A 17476-nucleotide genomic window follows, 5' to 3' on the forward strand; every position below is an offset into this window, starting at 1 on the left:
ACGGGCGGTACGGAGGCGGCGCCCGCACGGACCGGGGGCCGCCCGACACACCGGCAGGTCCGCCCCAGCCTCCTTGAGAAGGCCACGGTGACTGGATAGCGTCCCGACGCGACGGTCTGCGCCCTCGGAACGCTTGGGATGGACCCGGTGAAACCAACAGTCTGCCTGAACATGATCGTCAAGAACGAGGCGCACGTGATCCGCCGCTGCCTCGCTTCCGTGCGCCCCCTGGTCGACACGTGGACCATCGTCGACACGGGGTCCACCGACGGCACGCAGGACATCGTCCGGGAGGCGCTCGCCGACCTGCCGGGCACGCTGTACGAGCGGCCCTGGAAGGGGTACGACGGGAGCCGCACCGAGGCGGTCGACCTGGCCCGCGACAGCGCCGACTACCTCTTCTTCATCGACGCGGACGACGTCCTGGAGACCACACCCGGCTTCACGGTGCCCCAGCTGACCCACGACGCCTACCGCGTCGCGCTGCACGACACCGGCATCGTCCACTGGCGGCCCGCACTCGTGTCGACGCGGCTGCCCTGGCGCTACGTCGGAGTCCTGCACGAGTACATCGACTGCGGCGGCCCGTACTCCCTGGGCACCCTCGAAGGCGCCCACATCCGCTCCGTCGGGGGCGGGGCGCGGCTGCGGGGCGAGGGGCTGCGGCAGAAGTACCTCCGTGACGCCGCCATCCTGGAACAGGGGCTCGCCGAGGAACCCGACAACGCCCGCTACGTCTTCTACCTGGCCCAGAGCTGGCGTGACGCGGGCGAACCGGAGAAGTCGCTCGCGGCGTACGACCGCAGAGCGGACATGGGCGGCTGGGACGAGGAGGTCTTCTGCTCCCGCCTGTACGCCGCGCGCCTCGCCGCCGCCCTGGAGCGACCCGGAGCGGAGGTGGTGGACCGCTACCTCCGCGCCCACGAGAGCCGCCCCGCCCGCGCCGAGGCCCTCGGCGACCTCGCCCGCCACTGCCGCCTCAACGGCCCGCGCTGGCCGCTGGCGCACCTCGTCGCCCGGCAGGCGGCCCGCACCCCGTTCCCGTCGGACGTCCTCTTCGTCGAGCACGAGTGGTACGCGTGGCGCGCCCTCGACGAGCTCGCCGTGGCCGCCTACTGGGTGGGCGAGTACGACGAGTCGCGGGAGTGCTGCGAGCGCCTCCTCGCCGGGGACGCGCTGCCCGCGGACCACCGCGACCGGGTACTGCGGAACCTGGAGTTCGCCCGGCGCGGAGCGGGCGCGCCGGGGCTCGTCGACGCGTGACCGGCGGGGCACGGTCCCGCCGGCCGCCGGGCGCGGGGCCGCCCACCGGTGCCCCCGTATACCGGCACCGAACCGCCATGCCCGATACTTGACCCGGCCGGGAGCGGACAAAAGCCCCTTCCCGGCCGTGGCACGGCAGCAGGACGGACGAGCGGGAGGCGGGCGATCGTGGCGAGCGCGCGGGCGACAGGTCGGGCAGGTGCACGCGGCGCGGCCGCCGTGCTGGCGGTGGTGATCGGGCTGATCGCGGCCACCGGCTGCAGCGCCACCGGCGGAAAGCGCGCCGAGGACGCGCGCAAGGCCGCCGCGGCCGCGCAGAACGGCCGCCCCGCCGTCGACACCCCCCGCTGGACCATCGCCATGGTCACCCACTCCGGCGACGGCGACACGTTCTGGGACATCGTCCAGAAGGGCGCCCGCCAGGCCGCCGCCAAGGACAACGTCGACTTCCTCTACGCCCACAGCGACCAGGGCCAGGAGCAGGCCCAGCTCGTCGACGCGTACGTGGCGAAGAAGGTCGACGGGCTGATCGTCACCCTCGCCAAGCCGGAGGCGCTCAAGGCGTCCGTCGCCCGCGCGGTCGCCGCCGGCATCCCCGTCGTCACCGTGAACTCCGGCTCCGAGCAGTCCGCCGCCTTCGGCGCCCTCACCCACATCGGGCAGGACGAGACCGTCGCCGGCCGGGCCGTCGGCGACACCCTCGACGAGCGGGGCCGCAAGAAGGCGCTCTGCGTCCTGCACGAGCAGGGCAACGTCGGCCACGAGCAGCGTTGCGACGGCATCCGCGAGACCTTCGACGGCGAGCTGCAGAACCTGTACGTCGACGGCACCAGCATGCCCGACGTCGCGGCGTCCATCGAGGCGAAGCTCCAGACCGACCCGGCCCTCGACGCCGTCGTCACCCTCGGCGCGCCCTACGCCGACGCCGCCGCCCAGGCCAAGCGCACCGCCGGAGCCAAGGCGGAGATCGCCACCTTCGACCTCAACGCCAAGGTCGCCGCCGCCCTCGGCAGCGGGACCCTCGCCTTCGCCGTCGACCAGCAGCCGTACCTCCAGGGCTACGAGGCCGTCGACCTGCTGTGGCTCCACCGCTACAACGCCCACGTCCTCGGCGGGGGCCGCCCCGTGCTCACCGGCCCGCAGATCGTCACGGGGAAGGACGCGGCCGCGCTGGCCGAGTACACCGAGCGAGGCACCCGATGACCGCCACCGCCCCGCCGCGCCCCCAGGAGCCCGGCCCCGCCGAGCCGCTGACGGCCCCGCCGCCGGCGCGGCGGCTCACCCGCAGGCTGCTCACCCGGCCCGAGCTCGGATCCGTCGTCGGAGCCCTCGCCGTCTTCCTCTTCTTCGCCGTCGCCGCCGACGGCTTCCTCACCGCCGCCGGCCTGGGCACCGTCCTGTACGCGGCGTCGGCCATCGGCATCATGGCCGTCCCCGTCGCCCTCCTCATGATCGGCGGCGAGTTCGACCTGTCGGCCGGCGTCCTGGTCACCACCGCGGCACTGACCTCGTCGATGGTCAGCTACCAGCTGACCGCGAACGTCTGGGTCGGCGTCGGAGTGTCCCTGCTGGTGGCGCTCGCCGTCGGACTCTTCAACGGGTTCCTGCTGACCCGCACCCGGCTGCCCAGCTTCATCATCACCCTCGGCACCTTCCTGATGCTGACGGGCCTCAACCTCGGCGTCACCAAGCTCGTCAGCGGCACCGTCTCCACCAAGACCATCGCCGACATGGAGGGCTTCCCCTCCGCCCGGGCCGTGTTCGCCTCCGAGCTGACCCTCGGCGGCGCCACCCTCAAGGTCACGATCCTGTGGTGGCTCGGCCTCGTCGCCGCCGCCACCTGGATCCTGCTGCGCACCCGCTTCGGCAACTGGGTCTTCGCCGTCGGCGGCAGCGCCGACGCCGCCCGCGCCGTCGGGGTCCCCGTGCGCCGTACGAAGATCCTCCTCTACACGGGCGTCGCCTTCGGCGCCTGGATCTCCGGCCAGCACCTGCTGTTCTCGTTCGACGCCGTCCAGTCCGGAGAAGGCGTCGGCAACGAACTGATCTACATCATCGCCGCCGTCATCGGGGGCTGCCTGATCACCGGCGGATACGGGTCCGCCGTCGGCTCCGCCGTGGGCGCCCTCATCTTCGGCATGACCGGCAAGGGCATCGTGTACGCCGAGTGGAACCCCGACTGGTTCACCTTCTTCCTCGGAGCGATGCTGCTCCTCGCGACCCTGCTCAACGCCTGGGTCCGCAAGCGCGCGGAGGCCACCCCGTGACGACCGAGACCACCCCCGCGCCGCTCGTCGCACTCGACGGCGTCAGCAAGCACTACGGCACCGTCCGCGCCCTGGAGGACGTCTCCCTCCAGGTCCACGCCGGGCAGATCACCTGCGTCCTCGGGGACAACGGCGCCGGCAAGTCCACCCTCATCAAGATCATCGCCGGGCTGCACGCCCACGACGCCGGCACCCTGCGCATCGACGGCGAGGAAACCGTCCTGTCCTCCCCGCGCGACGCCCTCGACCGCGGCATCGCCACCGTCTACCAGGACCTCGCCGTCGTCCCGCTCATGCCGGTGTGGCGGAACTTCTTCCTCGGCTCCGAACCCACCACCGGCAAGGGCCCCTTCCGGCGGCTCGACACCGCCCGCATGCGCGCCACCACCCGCGCCGAGCTGCTCCGCATGGGCATCGACCTGCGGGACGTGGACCAGCCCATCGGCACCCTTTCCGGAGGTGAGCGCCAGTGCGTCGCCATCGCCCGGGCCATCCACTTCGGCGCCAAGGTCATCGTCCTCGACGAGCCCACCGCCGCCCTCGGCGTCAAGCAGTCCGGTGTCGTCCTGAAGTACGTCGCCGCCGCCCGCGACGCCGGCCTCGGCGTGGTGCTCATCACCCACAACCCGCACCACGCCCACCTGGTCGGCGATCGCTTCGTCCTCCTCCAGCGCGGTCGCATGGCGGCGAGCCACACCAAGGACTCCGTGACCCTGGACGAGCTCACCCGGCAGATGGCCGGCGGCAGCGAACTCGACGACCTGCGCCACGAACTGGAACGGCCCACCGGAGCCTGACCCCTGGCGCCACTCGCATCCGGCCCGGCCCCCCTCGTACCGGCGCAGGCTGCCGTGCCCGCCGCCGCTGCCGGCCCGGGCACCTCCACCGGGCACAGGCCGCCGCCCGGTCGCGCCCCGCCGCGCCCGTCCGCCCGCCGCCACGGCCCGCGCGCACCGCCGCCCGGCACCGCGCACCTGGCAGAATCGGGGGCGGCGGGCGCCGTCCGCCGCCGGACCGTCCCGGGCCCGGCCCACCACCGCAAGGCGACAGGACCTCGTGAGCACCCACCGCGACCTCAGCCACCGCGGCAGCGCCCGCGGCACCGTCCTGCGCACCGTGGGCACCCGCGAACGCCGCTCCCACCTGAGCGCCCCCCGCGTCCCGACCGTCGGCATCGACATCGGCGGCACGAAGGTCATGGCCGGCGTCGTCGACGCGGACGGCGCCATCCTGGAGAAGGTCCGCACCGAGACACCCGACAAGTCCAAGAGCCCCAAGGTCGTCGAGGACACCATCGTCGAGCTCGTCCTGGACCTGTCCGACCGGCACGACGTGCACGCCGTCGGCATCGGCGCGGCCGGCTGGGTCGACGCCGACCGCAGCACCGTCCTCTTCGCCCCCCACCTGGCCTGGCGCAACGAACCCCTGCGCGACAACCTCCAGTCCCGGCTCGCCGTCCCCGTCATGGTCGACAACGACGCCAACACCGCCGCCTGGGCGGAATGGCGCTTCGGCGCGGGCCGCGGCGAGGACCACCTCGTCATGATCACCCTCGGCACCGGGATCGGCGGCGCCATCCTGGAGGACGGCCGGGTCAAGCGCGGCAAGTACGGCGTCGCCGGCGAGTTCGGCCACATGCAGGTCGTCCCCGGCGGCCACCGCTGCCCCTGCGGCAACCGCGGCTGCTGGGAGCAGTACAGCTCGGGCAACGCCCTCGTGCGGGAGGCCCGCGAACTCGCCGTCGCCGACTCGCCGGTCGCCCACGGCATCATCGAACGCGTCAAGGGCCAGGTCCCCGACATCACCGGCCCCCTGATCACCGAGCTGGCCCGCGAGGGCGACGCCATGTGCGTCGAACTGCTCCAGGACATCGGCCAGTGGCTCGGCGTCGGCATCGCCAACCTCGCCGCCGCCCTCGACCCGTCCTGCTTCGTCATCGGCGGTGGCGTCAGCGCCGCCGACGACCTGCTCATCGGGCCCGCCCGCGACGCCTTCCGCCGCCACCTCACCGGCCGCGGCTACCGCCCCGAGGCCCGCATCGCCAAGGCCCAGCTCGGCCCCGAGGCCGGCATGGTCGGCGCCGCCGACCTCGCCCGGCTCGTCGCCCGCCGCTTCCGCCGCGCCAACCGCCGCCGCGTCGAGCGGTACGAGCGGTACGAGCGGTACGCCCAGGCGTTCCGCGGCGGCGCGGGGGGCCTCACCGGCCGCACCGTCCGCGACAGAAACACCGCCACCGGCGGCACCGCCCGCCCCACCGAGGAACCCGAGGCATGACGACGACCGACGACGACGTCACCCCGCCCGCACAGGAGGCTCCCGACGAGCGGCGCGCCAGGATGCGGCACCGCAGACTCGCCGCCCTGGTCATCGCGCTGCTCGTCACCGCCTCCACCACGTACTTCCTGATCTCCGCCGAGCAGAGCCGCTCCAGCGGCCGCGACAAGCAGGCCGAGTCCTCGGTCACGGGCCTCCAGGACAGCTGGCCGTCCAAGATGAAGCGCCGCATCTTCGAGGTGCCGATCCCCGGCGGGTCCACGGACGTCGCCTACTTCGAGACGAGCAACTGGAAGACGAGCCGGCTGTACGTGCAGTTCACCACCAGCGCGTCCGGCCTCGATCGGTACCTCGAACGCTCCGGCTCCCGGCGCGCCGCCCTGGAGCACGGCACGATCACGGTCGGCGAGCGCGACGCGGACACCGTCGGCTGGAGCTTCCCCACCGACCGCGACTGGGCCGCCACCACCGTCACCAACGCCGACCCCCGGCCCACCCGGGACATCACCGTGGACCGCACCGACCCGGCCGCCCCCCGCGTGTACGTCGTCTCCACCACCACCCCGTAGCCGCCGGACGCCACCCGGAGGCGGTAGCCCGGCCCGCGTCACTACTCTGGCCCCGTGACCGAGGTGACCGAGACGACGACCCCCACGCGCGGCCCCGACGCGGCCGGCCCCGCCGGCCCGGTGGCCACCGCTGCGCCGCCGTCCGCCCCCCAGCCCCCCGCCGCGCCCTCCCCGCGCCGCCCCAGGACGCTGCAGTACCGCAGCGACGGCCCCGAGGACGCCCCCGTCCTCGTCCTCGGCCCGTCCCTCGGCACCACGTGGCACATGTGGGACCGCCAGATGCCCGGGCTCACCGCCCGCTGGCGGGTCATCCGCTTCGACCTCCCCGGCCACGGCGGCGCCACCGCGGAACCCGCCTGCTCCGTCGCCGAGCTCGCCGACCGGCTCCTGGCCACCCTCGACGGACTCGGCGTCCAGCGCTTCGGGTACGCGGGCACGGCCCTCGGCGGAGCGGTCGGCGCCGACCTCGCGCTGCGCGCGCCGCACCGGCTCGCCGCCCTCGCCCTGATCGCCGCCTCACCCCGCTTCGGCACCGCCGACGAGCACCGCCAGCGAGGCGTCGCCGTCCGCGCGGGCGGCCTCGAACCGCTCGCCGTCAACGCGCCGGAGCGGTGGTTCACCCCCGGCTTCGCCGCCGCCCAGCCGGCGATCGTCGACTGGGCCGTCCAGATGGTCCGCACCACCGACCCCGGCTGCTACGCCGCCGCCTGCGAGGCCCTCGCCGCCTTCGACGTCCGCGCCGACCTCGGCAGGATCGGCGTGCCCACCCTGGTCCTCGTCGGCTCCGAGGACCGGGTCGCGGGCCCCGCCGAGGCCCGCACCCTCGTCGCGGGCATCCCCGACGCGCGGCTCGCGCTGGTGCCGGGCGCCTCCCACCTCGCCCCCGTCGAGCAGCCCGCCGCCGTCACCGACCTGCTCGTCCGGCACTTCTCCGGCGCCTGGCAGGACACCCTCGCCACCCTCCCGGCCCCGCCGCAGCCCCCGGCGCCGCCCTTCACCCCCGGGCCCGCCCCCGCCCCGGCCGCCGCCGCGCACACCTCCGGCTCCGCACCCGGAGCCGCTGCCGACCCGTACGAGACCGGTCTGCGGACCCGGCGGGAGGTCCTCGGCGACGCGTACGTGGACGGCCTCCTCGACGCCGCGGACGACGTCACCCGGGACTTCCAGACCCTCGCCACCCGCTACGCCTGGGGCGAGGTGTGGACCCGCGACGGGCTCGACCGGCGCACCCGCAGCTGCGTCACCCTCGCCGCGCTGGCGGCCCGCGGCCACACCGACGAGCTCGCCGCCCACACCCGCGCCGCCCTGCGCAACGGCCTCACCCCGGCCGAGATCCGCGAGGTCCTGCTGCACACCGCCGTCTACTGCGGCCTGCCCGCCGCGAACACGGCGTTCCGCGTCGCCCAGCAGGTGATCCGGGAGGAGACCGCACCCCGGCCCTGACGCCGGGGACATCGCGAAGGACCGCCCACGGAAGGCAGGATGGGCCCATGAAGCTGACCAAGAAGTCCCACGCCTGCGTCCGGCTGGAGAAGGACGGGCGGACCCTCGTCATCGACCCGGGCGGGTTCAGCGAGGAGGACGCCGCCCTCGGCGCCGACGCGGTCCTCATCACCCACGAGCACCCCGACCACTTCGAGGAGGGCCGCCTCCGGGCCGCCCTGGAGGCCGCGCCCGGCGCCGAGGTGTGGACGCTGCGCAGCGTCGCCGAGCGGATCTCCGCCGCCTTCCCCGGCCGCGTGCACACCGTCGGCGAGGGCGACACGTTCACCGCCGCCGGGTTCGAGGTGGAGGTGCACGGCCAGTTGCACGCCGTCATCCACCCGGACCTGCCCCGCATCACCAACGTCGGCTACCTCGTGGACGGGTCCGTGTTCCATCCCGGCGACGCCCTCACCGTGCCCGGCCGGCCCGTCGAGACGCTGATGCTGCCCGTGATGGCGCCCTGGAGCAAGATCTCCGAGGTCATCGACTACGTCAGGGAGGTCAAGCCGCAGCGCACCATCGACGTCCACGACGCCCTGCTCACCCCGCTGGCCCGGCCGATCTACGACACCCACCGGGGCAACCTGAGCGGCGCCGAGCACCGGCGGCTGACCCCCGGCGCGTACACCGAGCTCTGACGCCGCGGCCGCGGGCGGCGGCCGTTGTCGGACCCCGCCGTTAGGCTTGCCGTCATGCGCATCGCCACCTGGAACGTCAATTCGATCACCGCCCGGCTTCCGCGGCTGCTGGCCTGGCTGGAGAGCAGCGGCACGGACGTGCTGTGCGTCCAGGAGACCAAGTGCACCGCCGAGCAGTTCCCCACCGCCGAGCTGCGGGAGCTGGGATACGAGTCGGTGGTGAACGCCACGGGACGGTGGAACGGCGTGGCCCTGGTGTCCCGGGTCGGCCTGGACGACGTGGTCACCGGGCTCCCCGGGGGACCGGAGTACGAGGGGGCGCAGGAGCCGCGGGCCGTCTCCGCGACCTGCGGCCCCGTCCGCCTCTGGTCCGTGTACGTGCCCAACGGCCGCGAGGTCGCGCACGAGCACTACGCGTACAAGCTGCGGTGGCTGGAGGCCCTGCAGGGCGCCGTGGCGGGGGACGCGGCGGGGACCCGCCCCTTCGCCGTGCTCGGCGACTTCAACATCGCGCCCACCGACGACGACGTCTGGGACCGGTCGCTCTTCGAGGGGTCCACGCACGTCACCGCGCCCGAGCGGGCCGCGCTGGAGGGCCTGCGGGGCGTCGGCCTGGGCGACGTCGTGCCGCGGCCGCTGAAGTACGACCACCCCTTCACGTACTGGGACTACCGTCAGCTGTGCTTCCCCAAGAACCGGGGCATGCGCATCGACCTCGTCTACGGCAACAAGCCGTTCGCGGACGCCGTCAAGGACAGCTACGTGGACCGCGAGGAGCGCAAGGGCAAGGGCGCCTCCGACCACGCCCCCGTGGTCGTCGACCTGGACGTGTAGCCGGACCCCGGGCCGCCGGGGCGCGGGCCGGAGCACCGCCGCCGCGCGCCCTGTCGTGCCCGCGGCGGCCGCGGTGCCACCCTGGGCCGTATGAACTTCCCTTTCCTGGACGCCTGGCGCAAGCGGCGCGGCGGCGGGCGGCACGCGACACTCGCCACCGCCTTCGAAGAGGACCCGGAGGGGGTCGCCGGCCTGCTCTCCGAGTGCGCTCTGCTGCGTGCCCGGGCCGCGGCGGCCGGGGTGCGGCTCGACGACAGCCCGCGCTCCCTGGAGGCACTGGACCAACTGCCGCCGCGCTGGCGCGAGGACCCCGAGGAGCTCCCGTGGGTGGGCAACGACGCGGGCCTGTACCTCGGCACGGTGATCGTGCGCACGGTGCCCGGGGCGGTGTGGGACGTGCTGCCCGCCGGGCGGCCCGTGGTGCGGCTGGTGTCGGGGCGTGAACTGGACGTGGTCGCGGCGGGCCTCGACTGGGCGGTCACCGGTTCGCCGGAGCTGTCCCAGCGCTACGGCGAGGCCGCCGAAGGGTGACAGGTGCGACCCTTACATGCGGTTCGCCCAGTTCACTCCCTTCTGCGGCTTATTGGGTAAATAGCGCTAATCCTGAGCCGTGCGTGTCGAGCTGTGGAGCGTCCCTGCACCACGCATAGTGTGCGCTGGCCTCGAACCTGCCCGGCCGCGGCCGAGGATCACTGCTCGCGCAACGGCACCGACACGTACGAGGGGTCGGTGGGCGGCGAGGAGAAGGTCAGCCGCGCGCCGGTCGGGTTGTGGTCGATGTACAGAGGGTCGACGCCGTCGAGCACCAGCGCCAGCCGGTGCCCGGCCGGCACGTCGTACGCCGTGGAGAACAGCTCCAGGTCCACGGCGAACGGCTCGCCGGGGGTGCGGCCGTGGAAGGTGTGGGGCGCGTTGCTGACCAGCCTGCCGAAGCCGAGGGGGCCGACGTCGTAGAGGTACGCCACGAAGGTGCCGCTGCTGTCGGCGCTGGTGACGGTGGTGTGGAGGGTCGTGGTGCCGCGCACCTGCCGGGCGGTGCGGTACCGCTCGGACTGCCACACGGCGGCCCGGGAGCGGGGGAGCAGCGGCACCGACACGGTGGGCGGCACCCGCAGGAACTGGTCGAGGGCGTTCGACAGCAGCGCGGTGCCGCCGTTGGCGCCCGAGTCGGCGTTCGCGTGGATGCGCTGCTCGCCGCCGAGGGGGATCCGGTGCCGACGCTCGCCCACCGACCGCCAGTCGGGATAGCCCTCGTAGGGCCCCCCGCTGCGGGACTTCAGCTGGACGGGCTGCTCGCGGTCGATGCCGTTGGCCGCGCCCTTCAGGTGGTGGTCGAACCAGCGCCGGGCGCTGCTCCACGCGTCGTTGGGCAGGCCGAGCAGCCCGCCGGCCTCGGCGGTGGCGTGGTCGCCGGGGCGCAGTTCGAGCCGCTTGGGCCCGGCCAGCTTCTCGTAGAAGGAGGCGTACTGGTTGGGCGGGAAGACCGTGTCACCCCAGGCGTTGGCCATGAGGATCGCGGGCCGATGGGTGTTGAGCCGGTCCAGGTGGGTGACGGGGGAGCGCTTGCGGCCCCAGTCGATCATCTCCTGCTCCCGGGACAGGTCCGAGGAGAGGAAGTCGTGCAGCACCCTGCGGAGTTCCGGGCCCGGGCGTCCGGTGAGGTAGCCGGTCCCGCCCAGCAGTGCGGCCGCCTGGCGGTGCTGGGTGCGGCCGCTGTAGATGGAGTCGATGAGGTCGGCCCAGCCGCTGAGCGCCGCGACCGCCTTGATCCTCGGGTCGTGGGCGGCGGCCATCAGGCTGATGCCCGCCCCGTACGAGACGCCCGCCATGCCGACGCGCCCGGGGTCGGCGGGGGTGTGGGCCAGTGCCCAGTCGACGACCGCGGCGGCGTCGGCCACGTCGGCGGGTCCGGCGACCTCGATGTGGCCGCCGGACTGCCAGAACCCCCGGGAGTTGTACGTGAGGACCACGTAGCCGGAGTCGGCGAGCTTCCGGGCCTGGGCGAGGTACTCGATCTGCGGGGTGGCCCAGCTGGTGGGGAGGACGACGAGCGGGAAGCGGCGGGTTCCGCCGGCGTGGGCGGGGGTGACGACGTTCGCCTTGAGGACGACCCCGCCGTGGCCGGTGATGTCGACGAACCGTATACCGGCCGCGGACGCGGACACCGGGGCGGCCGCCGCCCGTACGGGCTGTGCCGCCGCCGCGGACCCGAGGGTCGTGCCGGCGGCCAGGGCGGCCGAGACCGCGCCGATGGCCGCGGTGCGCAGGGCGTTACGTGAAAGGCCCACGGGTCACTCCTCACGTCGTCGCGTGATCGTTGAAAGTGAACCGAAGGTAACCGCAGCGGCTTACCGGAGGTAACTCCCCGGTAAGTTACGCGATGGTAACAATCGCGGCGGGGTGCGCGGCCGGATTCAGCGCAGGGCGCTCTTCGCCTGCCACTGCTCCCACGACAGGTTCCACTCGCCGTAGCCGTTGTTCAGGGCCTGGGTGCCCTTGGCGTCGTCCCCCTCGATCTCGAACGGGTCGCCCACCTGCACCTGCTCGTACACCCAGCGGGCGTCGGCGTCCGTCATGCCGATGCAGCCGGAGCTCTTGTTCGCGCTGCCCATGTACCGGGCGTTCCACGGCGCGGCGTGCGCGTACATCCCGGACCAGGTCAGCCGCATCGAGTAGTCGACCATCTTGTCGTACGCGTCGCCGAGGCCGACCGTCTCGGAACGCATGTTGATCGTGCCCTCCTTCGACATCAGGACGGTCCGGCCCCGCCAGGACGCCTTCTCCCCGCCGGGCGTTCCGGCCGACATGGGGATCTCCTTGACGGTCCGCCCGTCGCGCACGAGCGTGAGCCGGTGGCCGTCGAGGTCGACCTTCACGACCTGGTCCCTGCCGACGGTGAAACCGGTGACGTAGTCCCGGACGAACCAGCCGCCGTCGGGACCGGAATCCACGCCGTTCAGCTCGGCGTTCAGCGTGACCTTCGTGCCCGGCTTCCAGTACTCGCGGGGCCGCCAGTCCACACGGTCCTTGCCGGACCAGTCCTGCATCCAGCCCCAGGAGCCCTCCGTGCCGTTGGACGTGGTCACCTTCAGCGCCTTCTCGACCGCCGCCTTGTCCTTCACCGGGTGGTCGAACACGATCGACAGCGGCTGGGCGATGCCGACCGTGGTGTCCTTGCCGGGGGCGAGGGTCAGCTTGTTCACCTTCTCGGCGGCGGCGGTCGCGAAGCCCGCCGTCGCGGTGCCGCCGCCCGTGTCCCGGGCCTCCACCGTGTAGCCGGTGCCCGGCGCGGCGCCGCGCGCGGACGTCCAGCTCCTCCCGTCGGCGGACACCTTCCCGGCGAGCACCGCGCCCTGGGAGTCGGTCACGGTGACCTGCTTGAGGGTGCCCTCGGCGAGCGACACCTTCACGGGGCCGCCCGGTGCGGCCTGCTTGCCCGTCAGGTTCACCGTGATGCGGGTCTCCGGCTTGGCCTTGCCGTCCTGACCCGCCTCCCCGGCGGGGCCGCCGGAGGAGCCGCTGCCACCCGAACACGCCGTCAGGGCCGCGGCAAGGACCGCGGTCCCGGCGAGGGCGCCGGCGCGGAGCGCGGTGCGGGGACGTATGCGGGTCACGGCGAACCTCCAGATGGTCTCATCACGTCGCTGGGTGAGAGGGCGATGAGAGCCGACGGGTTGCCGGACACGGCGAAGTTTCCGCCGTCGTCCCGTGTGATGCGGACGACAGGGGGCAGCGCGGCCGCTCCGAGACCGGGCCTCGTCCCGGCGTCCGGTGCTATCCGGATGCGCCGCTCCCGCGCGGCAGCCGTCGCCGCACCGTGGCGCCGGACGCCGGCTCGGGGTGGGCGCTTCCCCGCCCGGAGGCCGATGCAGGGTCCCGGGCGGCGTCCGGCGCGGGATCCGGTTCCGTGGCGGGATCCGGATCCGGTTCCATGACGGGGGCGGGTGCCAGGGCCGCACGCGTCACGTCCGCCACGAGCTCGACGACGTCCGGCCCGTACGCCTGCGAGTTGACGACCTTCAGCAGCAGTACGAACGGCTGGTTCCGGTGCTTGCGTGCCAGCTTCTCGTAGTGGCGCAGGAGGTGGCGGGCCGCGGCCTGGTTGGTAATGGCCCGCTGCCCGCAGAAGAGGAACACCGGCCGCGAGTCCTCCCCGGCGGTCAGCCGGGCGAGGACCACGTACTCGCGGACGCCGGGCTCCATCCGGTACGTCTCGGTGCCGATGCGGAAGGACCCCCAGGTCGATCCCGGCTCGCCGGCCACGTCGACGACCATGCCGGGCATCAGGGTCCGCAGGTGTGCGGCCATCCGGTCGTTCGAATAGGGGCCGCCCAGGCAGAACTCCGTGTGCGCGCCGAAACCCTGGTGCGCGCTGTCGTGCCGCACGATCCTGGCGTGCGCCCCGCAGTCCTTGATGAGGGCGGACAGCTCCAGCAGGGCGAACACGTCGAACCGGTGCACGGCGCCTTCACCGTCCGCGTCCCGGTTCACCACCAGCAGGCACTCGGAGTTGCCCGGCAGGCCGAAGAACGCCTGCTTGCGCCGGAGTCTCCTGCGCCACTGCGCGGTGCGCGCCAGCCAGCCCAGCGAGGCGCTCACTCCGGCGGCCGCCACGCCCAGCACGATGTCCCGCAGGTTCTCGTCCATGGGGGCGCATGCTAGCGGGGACACGCGTCCCCGTTCGAGGGGGTCCTGGCCACCGGGGCCGACCGAAGTTACAGTGCGCCAACGGCCGTTGACTGGAGGTATGCGGTGCTGCGTCGGTCCCGTCGGTTCCTCGTCCGGTACGCCTCCCTCGTCGCCGTCTCCGCGACGGCGCTGACCACCGGGGCCGCCCCGCCTCCGGCGCCCGCCCCGCCCCCGCCCGCCAAGACGCCCGTCGCCGTCGGCCACGGCGGGGCCGTGGCCAGCGTGGACGCCGACGCCTCGGCCGCGGGCATCGCCGTGCTCAAGGCCGGGGGCAACGCCGTGGACGCCGCCGTGGCGACCGCGGCCGCGCTCGGCGTCACCGAGCCGTACTCCGCGGGCATCGGCGGGGGCGGCTACCTCGTCCACTACGACGCCCGCACCCGCACCGTCCACACCCTCGACGGGCGCGAGACCGCGCCGCGGTCCGCGACCGCGGCGCTGTTCCTCGGCGACGGCGGCACGCCCCTGCCGTTCGGCGAGGCCGCGACCAGCGGACTCTCCGTCGGCGTGCCGGGGACGCCGGCGACCTGGGACGCGGCCCTGGACGCCTGGGGCACGAAGTCCCTGCGCGAGCTGCTGAAGCCTGCCGAGCGGCTGGCCCGCGACGGCTTCGTCGTCGACGAGACGTTCCGTGCGCAGACCCGCGCCAACGAGGAACGGTTCCGCGACTTCCCGGCCAGCGCCGAGCTGTTCCTGCCCGGCGGCGCCCTCCCCGCGGTGGGCTCGGTCATGCGGAACCCCGACCTCGCCCGCACGTACGCGAAACTCGGCCGCCAGGGCAGCACCCGCGCCATGTACCGGGGCGACCTGGCGCGCGACATCGTCCGCACCGTGCGCAACCCCCCGGTACGCGAGGGCGCCGGACGCACCGTGCGCGCCGGGGACCTGACGACACGTGACCTCGCCGCGTACGAGACGGTGCGGCGGGCGCCCGCGAAGGTGTCGTACCGCGGGCTCGACGTGTACGGCATGGCGCCCTCCTCGTCGGGCGGGACGACGGTCGGCGAGGCCCTGAACATCCTGGAGGGCACGGACCTGCGACCCGCCGCCGCCCCCGAGGACGCCTACCTGCACCGCTTCGTCGAGGCCAGCCGGATCGCGTTCGCGGACCGCGGCCGGTGGGTCGGGGACCCGGCGCACGAGGACGTGCCGCTGGAGGGCCTGTTGTCGCAGCGGTTCGCGGACGCCCGGGCCTGCCTCATCAAGGACGACACGACCCTCACCAGCCCCCTGCCCCCCGGCGACCCGCACGCCGCCGCCCCCGGCTGCGAGCCGTCCGGGAAGGCGGTCCCCACCCCGTACGAGGGCGAGAGCACCACGCATCTGACCACCGCCGACCGGTGGGGGAACGTCGTCGCCTACACGCTGACCATCGAGCAGACCGGCGGCAGCGCCATCACCGTGCCGGGCCGCGGCTTCCTGCTCAACAACGAGCTCACCGACTTCTCCTTCGCCCCGGCCGACCCCGCCGTCCACGACCCGAACCTGCCAGGCCCCGGCAAACGTCCCCGCTCCTCCATGGCCCCCACGATCGTGCTGGACCGCCACGACCGCCCGGTGCTCGCCCTCGGCTCCCCGGGCGGCGCGACCATCATCACGACCGTGCTCCAGACCCTGACCGGCGTCCTCGACCGGGGGCTCCCCCTGGTGGACGCCATCGCCGCGCCCCGGGCCAGCCAGCGCAACGGGCCGCTCACGGACGTCGAGCCGGGCCTCGCGGCAGCAGTGCGGGCGCGCCTGGCCGAGCGGGGCCACGCCTTCCGCGAGGTCACCGAGATCGGCGCGGCGACGGGCGTGCACCGCCTCCCCGACGGCCGCTGGCTGGCCGCCGCCGAGAAGGTCCGGCGCGGCGGAGGCTCCGCCCTGGTGGTCCGCCCCACCGGCTGACCCAGGAGGGAAGCCTCCGGTTCGCAAACTCGCTGTAGCGGTGCCGTAACACGACTCGGGTCGAATGCCATGCGTCGCAGGGTCGCCGTCGGAGCGTGCAAGGGCGTGAGTGTGCCGATGACCGAGCAGCAAGTCAGCAGGAAATCAGCCGAGTTCGCACACTGGCTGGGGGAACTGACCGCGCTGATCGACCCCGGGAGAGGCTGGTACGGCGTCTTCCTGACGCGGGACCCCGACGGCATGCGGGCCTGCGTGTCCGGGGCCGAACTGCCGCCCTGGGACGTGGTGGAGGCGCTCCTGCGCGACTTCGCGCAGCTGCGCGGCGAGGAGTCCGGGCGGACGCAGACCGCCCGGGCCCGCCGACTGCACGCGGCCGCCGCCGCCGAGCGCGACGCCCGGCCCGGCGCGCGCCGCGCCCTGCTCGACCGGCTCCAGCCGGCCCTGCGGGAGCAGGCGCGCACCGCCGAGCGCGCCCGTGAACTCATCGAGCGGGCCGGCCCCGACGGGGCCGGCCCGCTCGCCCACCACCTGGCGTGGCTGCGCGACGACCACGACCGCGCCACCGCTCGGGTCGCCGAGCTGCGGGCCCGGCTCGCGGCGCTCCCCCAGGAGTCCGCCCAGCGCCCCGCGGCCTTACGGCCCGACCCCGCCGCCCCCGCGGAGAACGGCGGCCGCAGGCGGCGGCCCCGCGGCGCCCGCTACGCCTGGCTGGACGATTCCGACGGGGACGCCGGGCCGGTGGCCGCGCCGCCGGAGGCCGGTCCCGCCGCCACCGCCGGGGCCGCACCGACCGGCGCCCGCTTCGGTGGGGGAGGCGGAGACGAAGAGCCGCCCCCGCCCGCACCGCCGGAGGCCGGGCCCGTCTCCGCCTCCGACCGGTCCGCGGTCGCCCACGCCGTCGCCGTCCTCGTCGACCTGCGGGCCCAAGGCCGCAGCGGCGAGGCGCACGCGCTGCTGTGCGAGGCCGCCCGCTGGCCGGCCGTACGACTGCCGTTGCTCGCCACCGCACTGGACCGGGCCGGGCTGGCCGCCGACTGGGCCACCCTGCTGTGGGAGGCGGTGTCCCTGCCGACCGCGCACCTGGCCGACCTGGCCGCGGCGCTCGCCGCCGCCGGCCGGGAGGGCGACGCCGGGCAGCTCCTGCGGCAGGGCGTGACCCGGCCGGGGGAGGACGTCGCGGCGGCCGTGACCGGGACGCGCGCCTCGTGCTGGGGCGCGCGGGCCCTCGTCGAGGTCTTCGTCGCGGTGCGGTCGCCCGAGGACACCGCCCACTTCGCCGCCTGCGCCCCGCAACGCCTGGTGCCCGAGGTGCTCCGGGCCGCCCGGGCCGCTGCCCCGGCGCGCGAGACGGCGGTCGTGCACGCCCTGCGCGTCGCGGGCCTCGTGACCGGCTGAGGCGCCGGCGAGCGGGAACCACCACCGCCTGGCCACGGCCTGACCGCTATGGACCAGTCGGGTACGAAAAATGATCAACTTCGGTGGTGGATGGCGGCGGTCTTGCCCCGGGATGTGACGAGGCTTACGTTCTCCTCCTACGCATCGCTCTACGTGCGTAGAGGCTCTCTGACGC

General features: G+C 74.4%; 14 protein-coding genes and 1 pseudogene. 12 read left to right on the forward strand and 3 right to left on the reverse strand.

Going from position 1 to position 17476, the window contains the following annotated elements; all coding sequences use genetic code 11:
* Positions 1–147: 147 nt before the first annotated feature.
* The 10 genes from BJP40_RS19110 (at position 148) to BJP40_RS19155 (ending at position 9861) form a co-directional block, all read left to right on the forward strand.
* Positions 148–1263 (forward strand): glycosyltransferase, encoded by a 1116-nt coding sequence (locus BJP40_RS19110; RefSeq protein ID WP_218153215.1) that lies wholly within the window; start codon positions 148–150, stop codon positions 1261–1263.
* 219 nt (positions 1264–1482) lie between these two features.
* Positions 1483–2466: a sugar ABC transporter substrate-binding protein gene (locus BJP40_RS19115; protein ID WP_071281393.1), complete on the forward strand. Its 984-nt coding sequence runs from the start codon at positions 1483–1485 to the stop codon at positions 2464–2466.
* A complete protein-coding gene (locus tag BJP40_RS19120) occupies positions 2463–3530 on the forward strand; it encodes an ABC transporter permease (RefSeq protein WP_079171289.1) in 1068 nt (355 codons plus the stop codon). The genes BJP40_RS19115 and BJP40_RS19120 overlap by 4 nt, the downstream gene beginning before the upstream one ends.
* Positions 3497–4327 carry an ATP-binding cassette domain-containing protein gene (locus BJP40_RS19125; protein WP_071270548.1) on the forward strand — a complete coding sequence of 277 codons (831 nt, stop codon included), beginning with the start codon at positions 3497–3499 and terminating at the stop codon, positions 4325–4327. Before BJP40_RS19120 ends, BJP40_RS19125 begins: the two co-directional genes overlap by 34 nt.
* A gap of 259 nt (positions 4328–4586) precedes the next feature.
* Positions 4587–5804, forward strand: coding sequence for an ROK family glucokinase (locus BJP40_RS19130; RefSeq protein WP_071281394.1), 1218 nt, complete (start codon positions 4587–4589; stop codon positions 5802–5804).
* Positions 5801–6373, forward strand: a complete 573-nt coding sequence (locus tag BJP40_RS19135; RefSeq protein ID WP_071281395.1) for a hypothetical protein — start codon at positions 5801–5803, stop codon at positions 6371–6373. Before BJP40_RS19130 ends, BJP40_RS19135 begins: the two co-directional genes overlap by 4 nt.
* 120 nt (positions 6374–6493) lie before the next feature.
* Complete coding sequence (locus BJP40_RS19140) at positions 6494–7816, forward strand: alpha/beta fold hydrolase (RefSeq protein WP_371258664.1); 1323 nt, start codon at positions 6494–6496, stop codon at positions 7814–7816.
* A gap of 47 nt (positions 7817–7863) precedes the next feature.
* Positions 7864–8496 (forward strand): MBL fold metallo-hydrolase, encoded by a 633-nt coding sequence (locus BJP40_RS19145; RefSeq protein ID WP_071281396.1) that lies wholly within the window; start codon positions 7864–7866, stop codon positions 8494–8496.
* A 54-nt stretch (positions 8497–8550) separates the two neighbouring features.
* Positions 8551–9330, forward strand: coding sequence for an exodeoxyribonuclease III (locus tag BJP40_RS19150; RefSeq protein WP_071281397.1), 780 nt, complete (start codon positions 8551–8553; stop codon positions 9328–9330).
* 90 nt (positions 9331–9420) lie between these two features.
* A complete protein-coding gene (locus tag BJP40_RS19155) occupies positions 9421–9861 on the forward strand; it encodes a DUF6278 family protein (RefSeq protein ID WP_071268273.1) in 441 nt (146 codons plus the stop codon).
* Between the two features lie 158 nt (positions 9862–10019).
* On the opposite strand, the gene BJP40_RS19160 is transcribed toward BJP40_RS19155, so the two are convergent.
* From BJP40_RS19160 to BJP40_RS19170, 3 genes and pseudogenes are all read right to left on the reverse strand, one after another.
* Entirely contained in the window at positions 10020–11618 is a 1599-nt protein-coding gene (locus BJP40_RS19160) for a CocE/NonD family hydrolase (protein WP_071281398.1), read from the reverse strand.
* A 126-nt stretch (positions 11619–11744) separates the two neighbouring features.
* Positions 11745–12944, reverse strand: a complete 1200-nt coding sequence (locus tag BJP40_RS19165) for an Ig-like domain-containing protein (RefSeq protein WP_079171290.1) — start codon at positions 12942–12944, stop codon at positions 11745–11747.
* 322 nt (positions 12945–13266) lie between these two features.
* Positions 13267–13977, reverse strand: a pseudogene (locus BJP40_RS19170) (hypothetical protein); the annotation flags it as partial.
* Positions 13978–14082: 105 nt separating this feature from the next.
* On the opposite strand from BJP40_RS19170, the gene ggt reads away from it, so the two are divergent.
* Together ggt and BJP40_RS19180 are read left to right on the forward strand one after the other, a co-directional pair.
* Positions 14083–15906 (forward strand): gamma-glutamyltransferase, encoded by a 1824-nt coding sequence (gene ggt / locus BJP40_RS19175; RefSeq protein WP_071281399.1) that lies wholly within the window; start codon positions 14083–14085, stop codon positions 15904–15906.
* Between the two features lie 117 nt (positions 15907–16023).
* Entirely contained in the window at positions 16024–17301 is a 1278-nt protein-coding gene (locus BJP40_RS19180) for a hypothetical protein (protein WP_177204422.1), read from the forward strand.
* Positions 17302–17476 lie beyond the last annotated feature (175 nt).

The sequence above is a fragment of the Streptomyces sp. CC53 genome (assembly GCF_001865245.1).
In the GTDB taxonomy this organism is placed as follows: Bacteria; Actinomycetota; Actinomycetes; order Streptomycetales; family Streptomycetaceae; genus Streptomyces.

Excerpts from the sequence above, each read along its gene's own strand:
- BJP40_RS19135 (WP_071281395.1), top strand. The coding sequence starts at position 5,801 with ATGACGACGACCGACGACGACGTCACCCCGCCCGCACAGGAGGCTCCC.
- BJP40_RS19120 (WP_079171289.1), top strand. The coding sequence starts at position 2,463 with ATGACCGCCACCGCCCCGCCGCGCCCCCAGGAGCCCGGCCCCGCCGAG.
- BJP40_RS19145 (WP_071281396.1), top strand. The coding sequence starts at position 7,864 with ATGAAGCTGACCAAGAAGTCCCACGCCTGCGTCCGGCTGGAGAAGGAC.
- BJP40_RS19150 (WP_071281397.1), top strand. The coding sequence starts at position 8,551 with ATGCGCATCGCCACCTGGAACGTCAATTCGATCACCGCCCGGCTTCCG.
- BJP40_RS19155 (WP_071268273.1), top strand. The coding sequence starts at position 9,421 with ATGAACTTCCCTTTCCTGGACGCCTGGCGCAAGCGGCGCGGCGGCGGG.
- BJP40_RS19180 (WP_177204422.1), top strand. The coding sequence starts at position 16,024 with ATGACCGAGCAGCAAGTCAGCAGGAAATCAGCCGAGTTCGCACACTGG.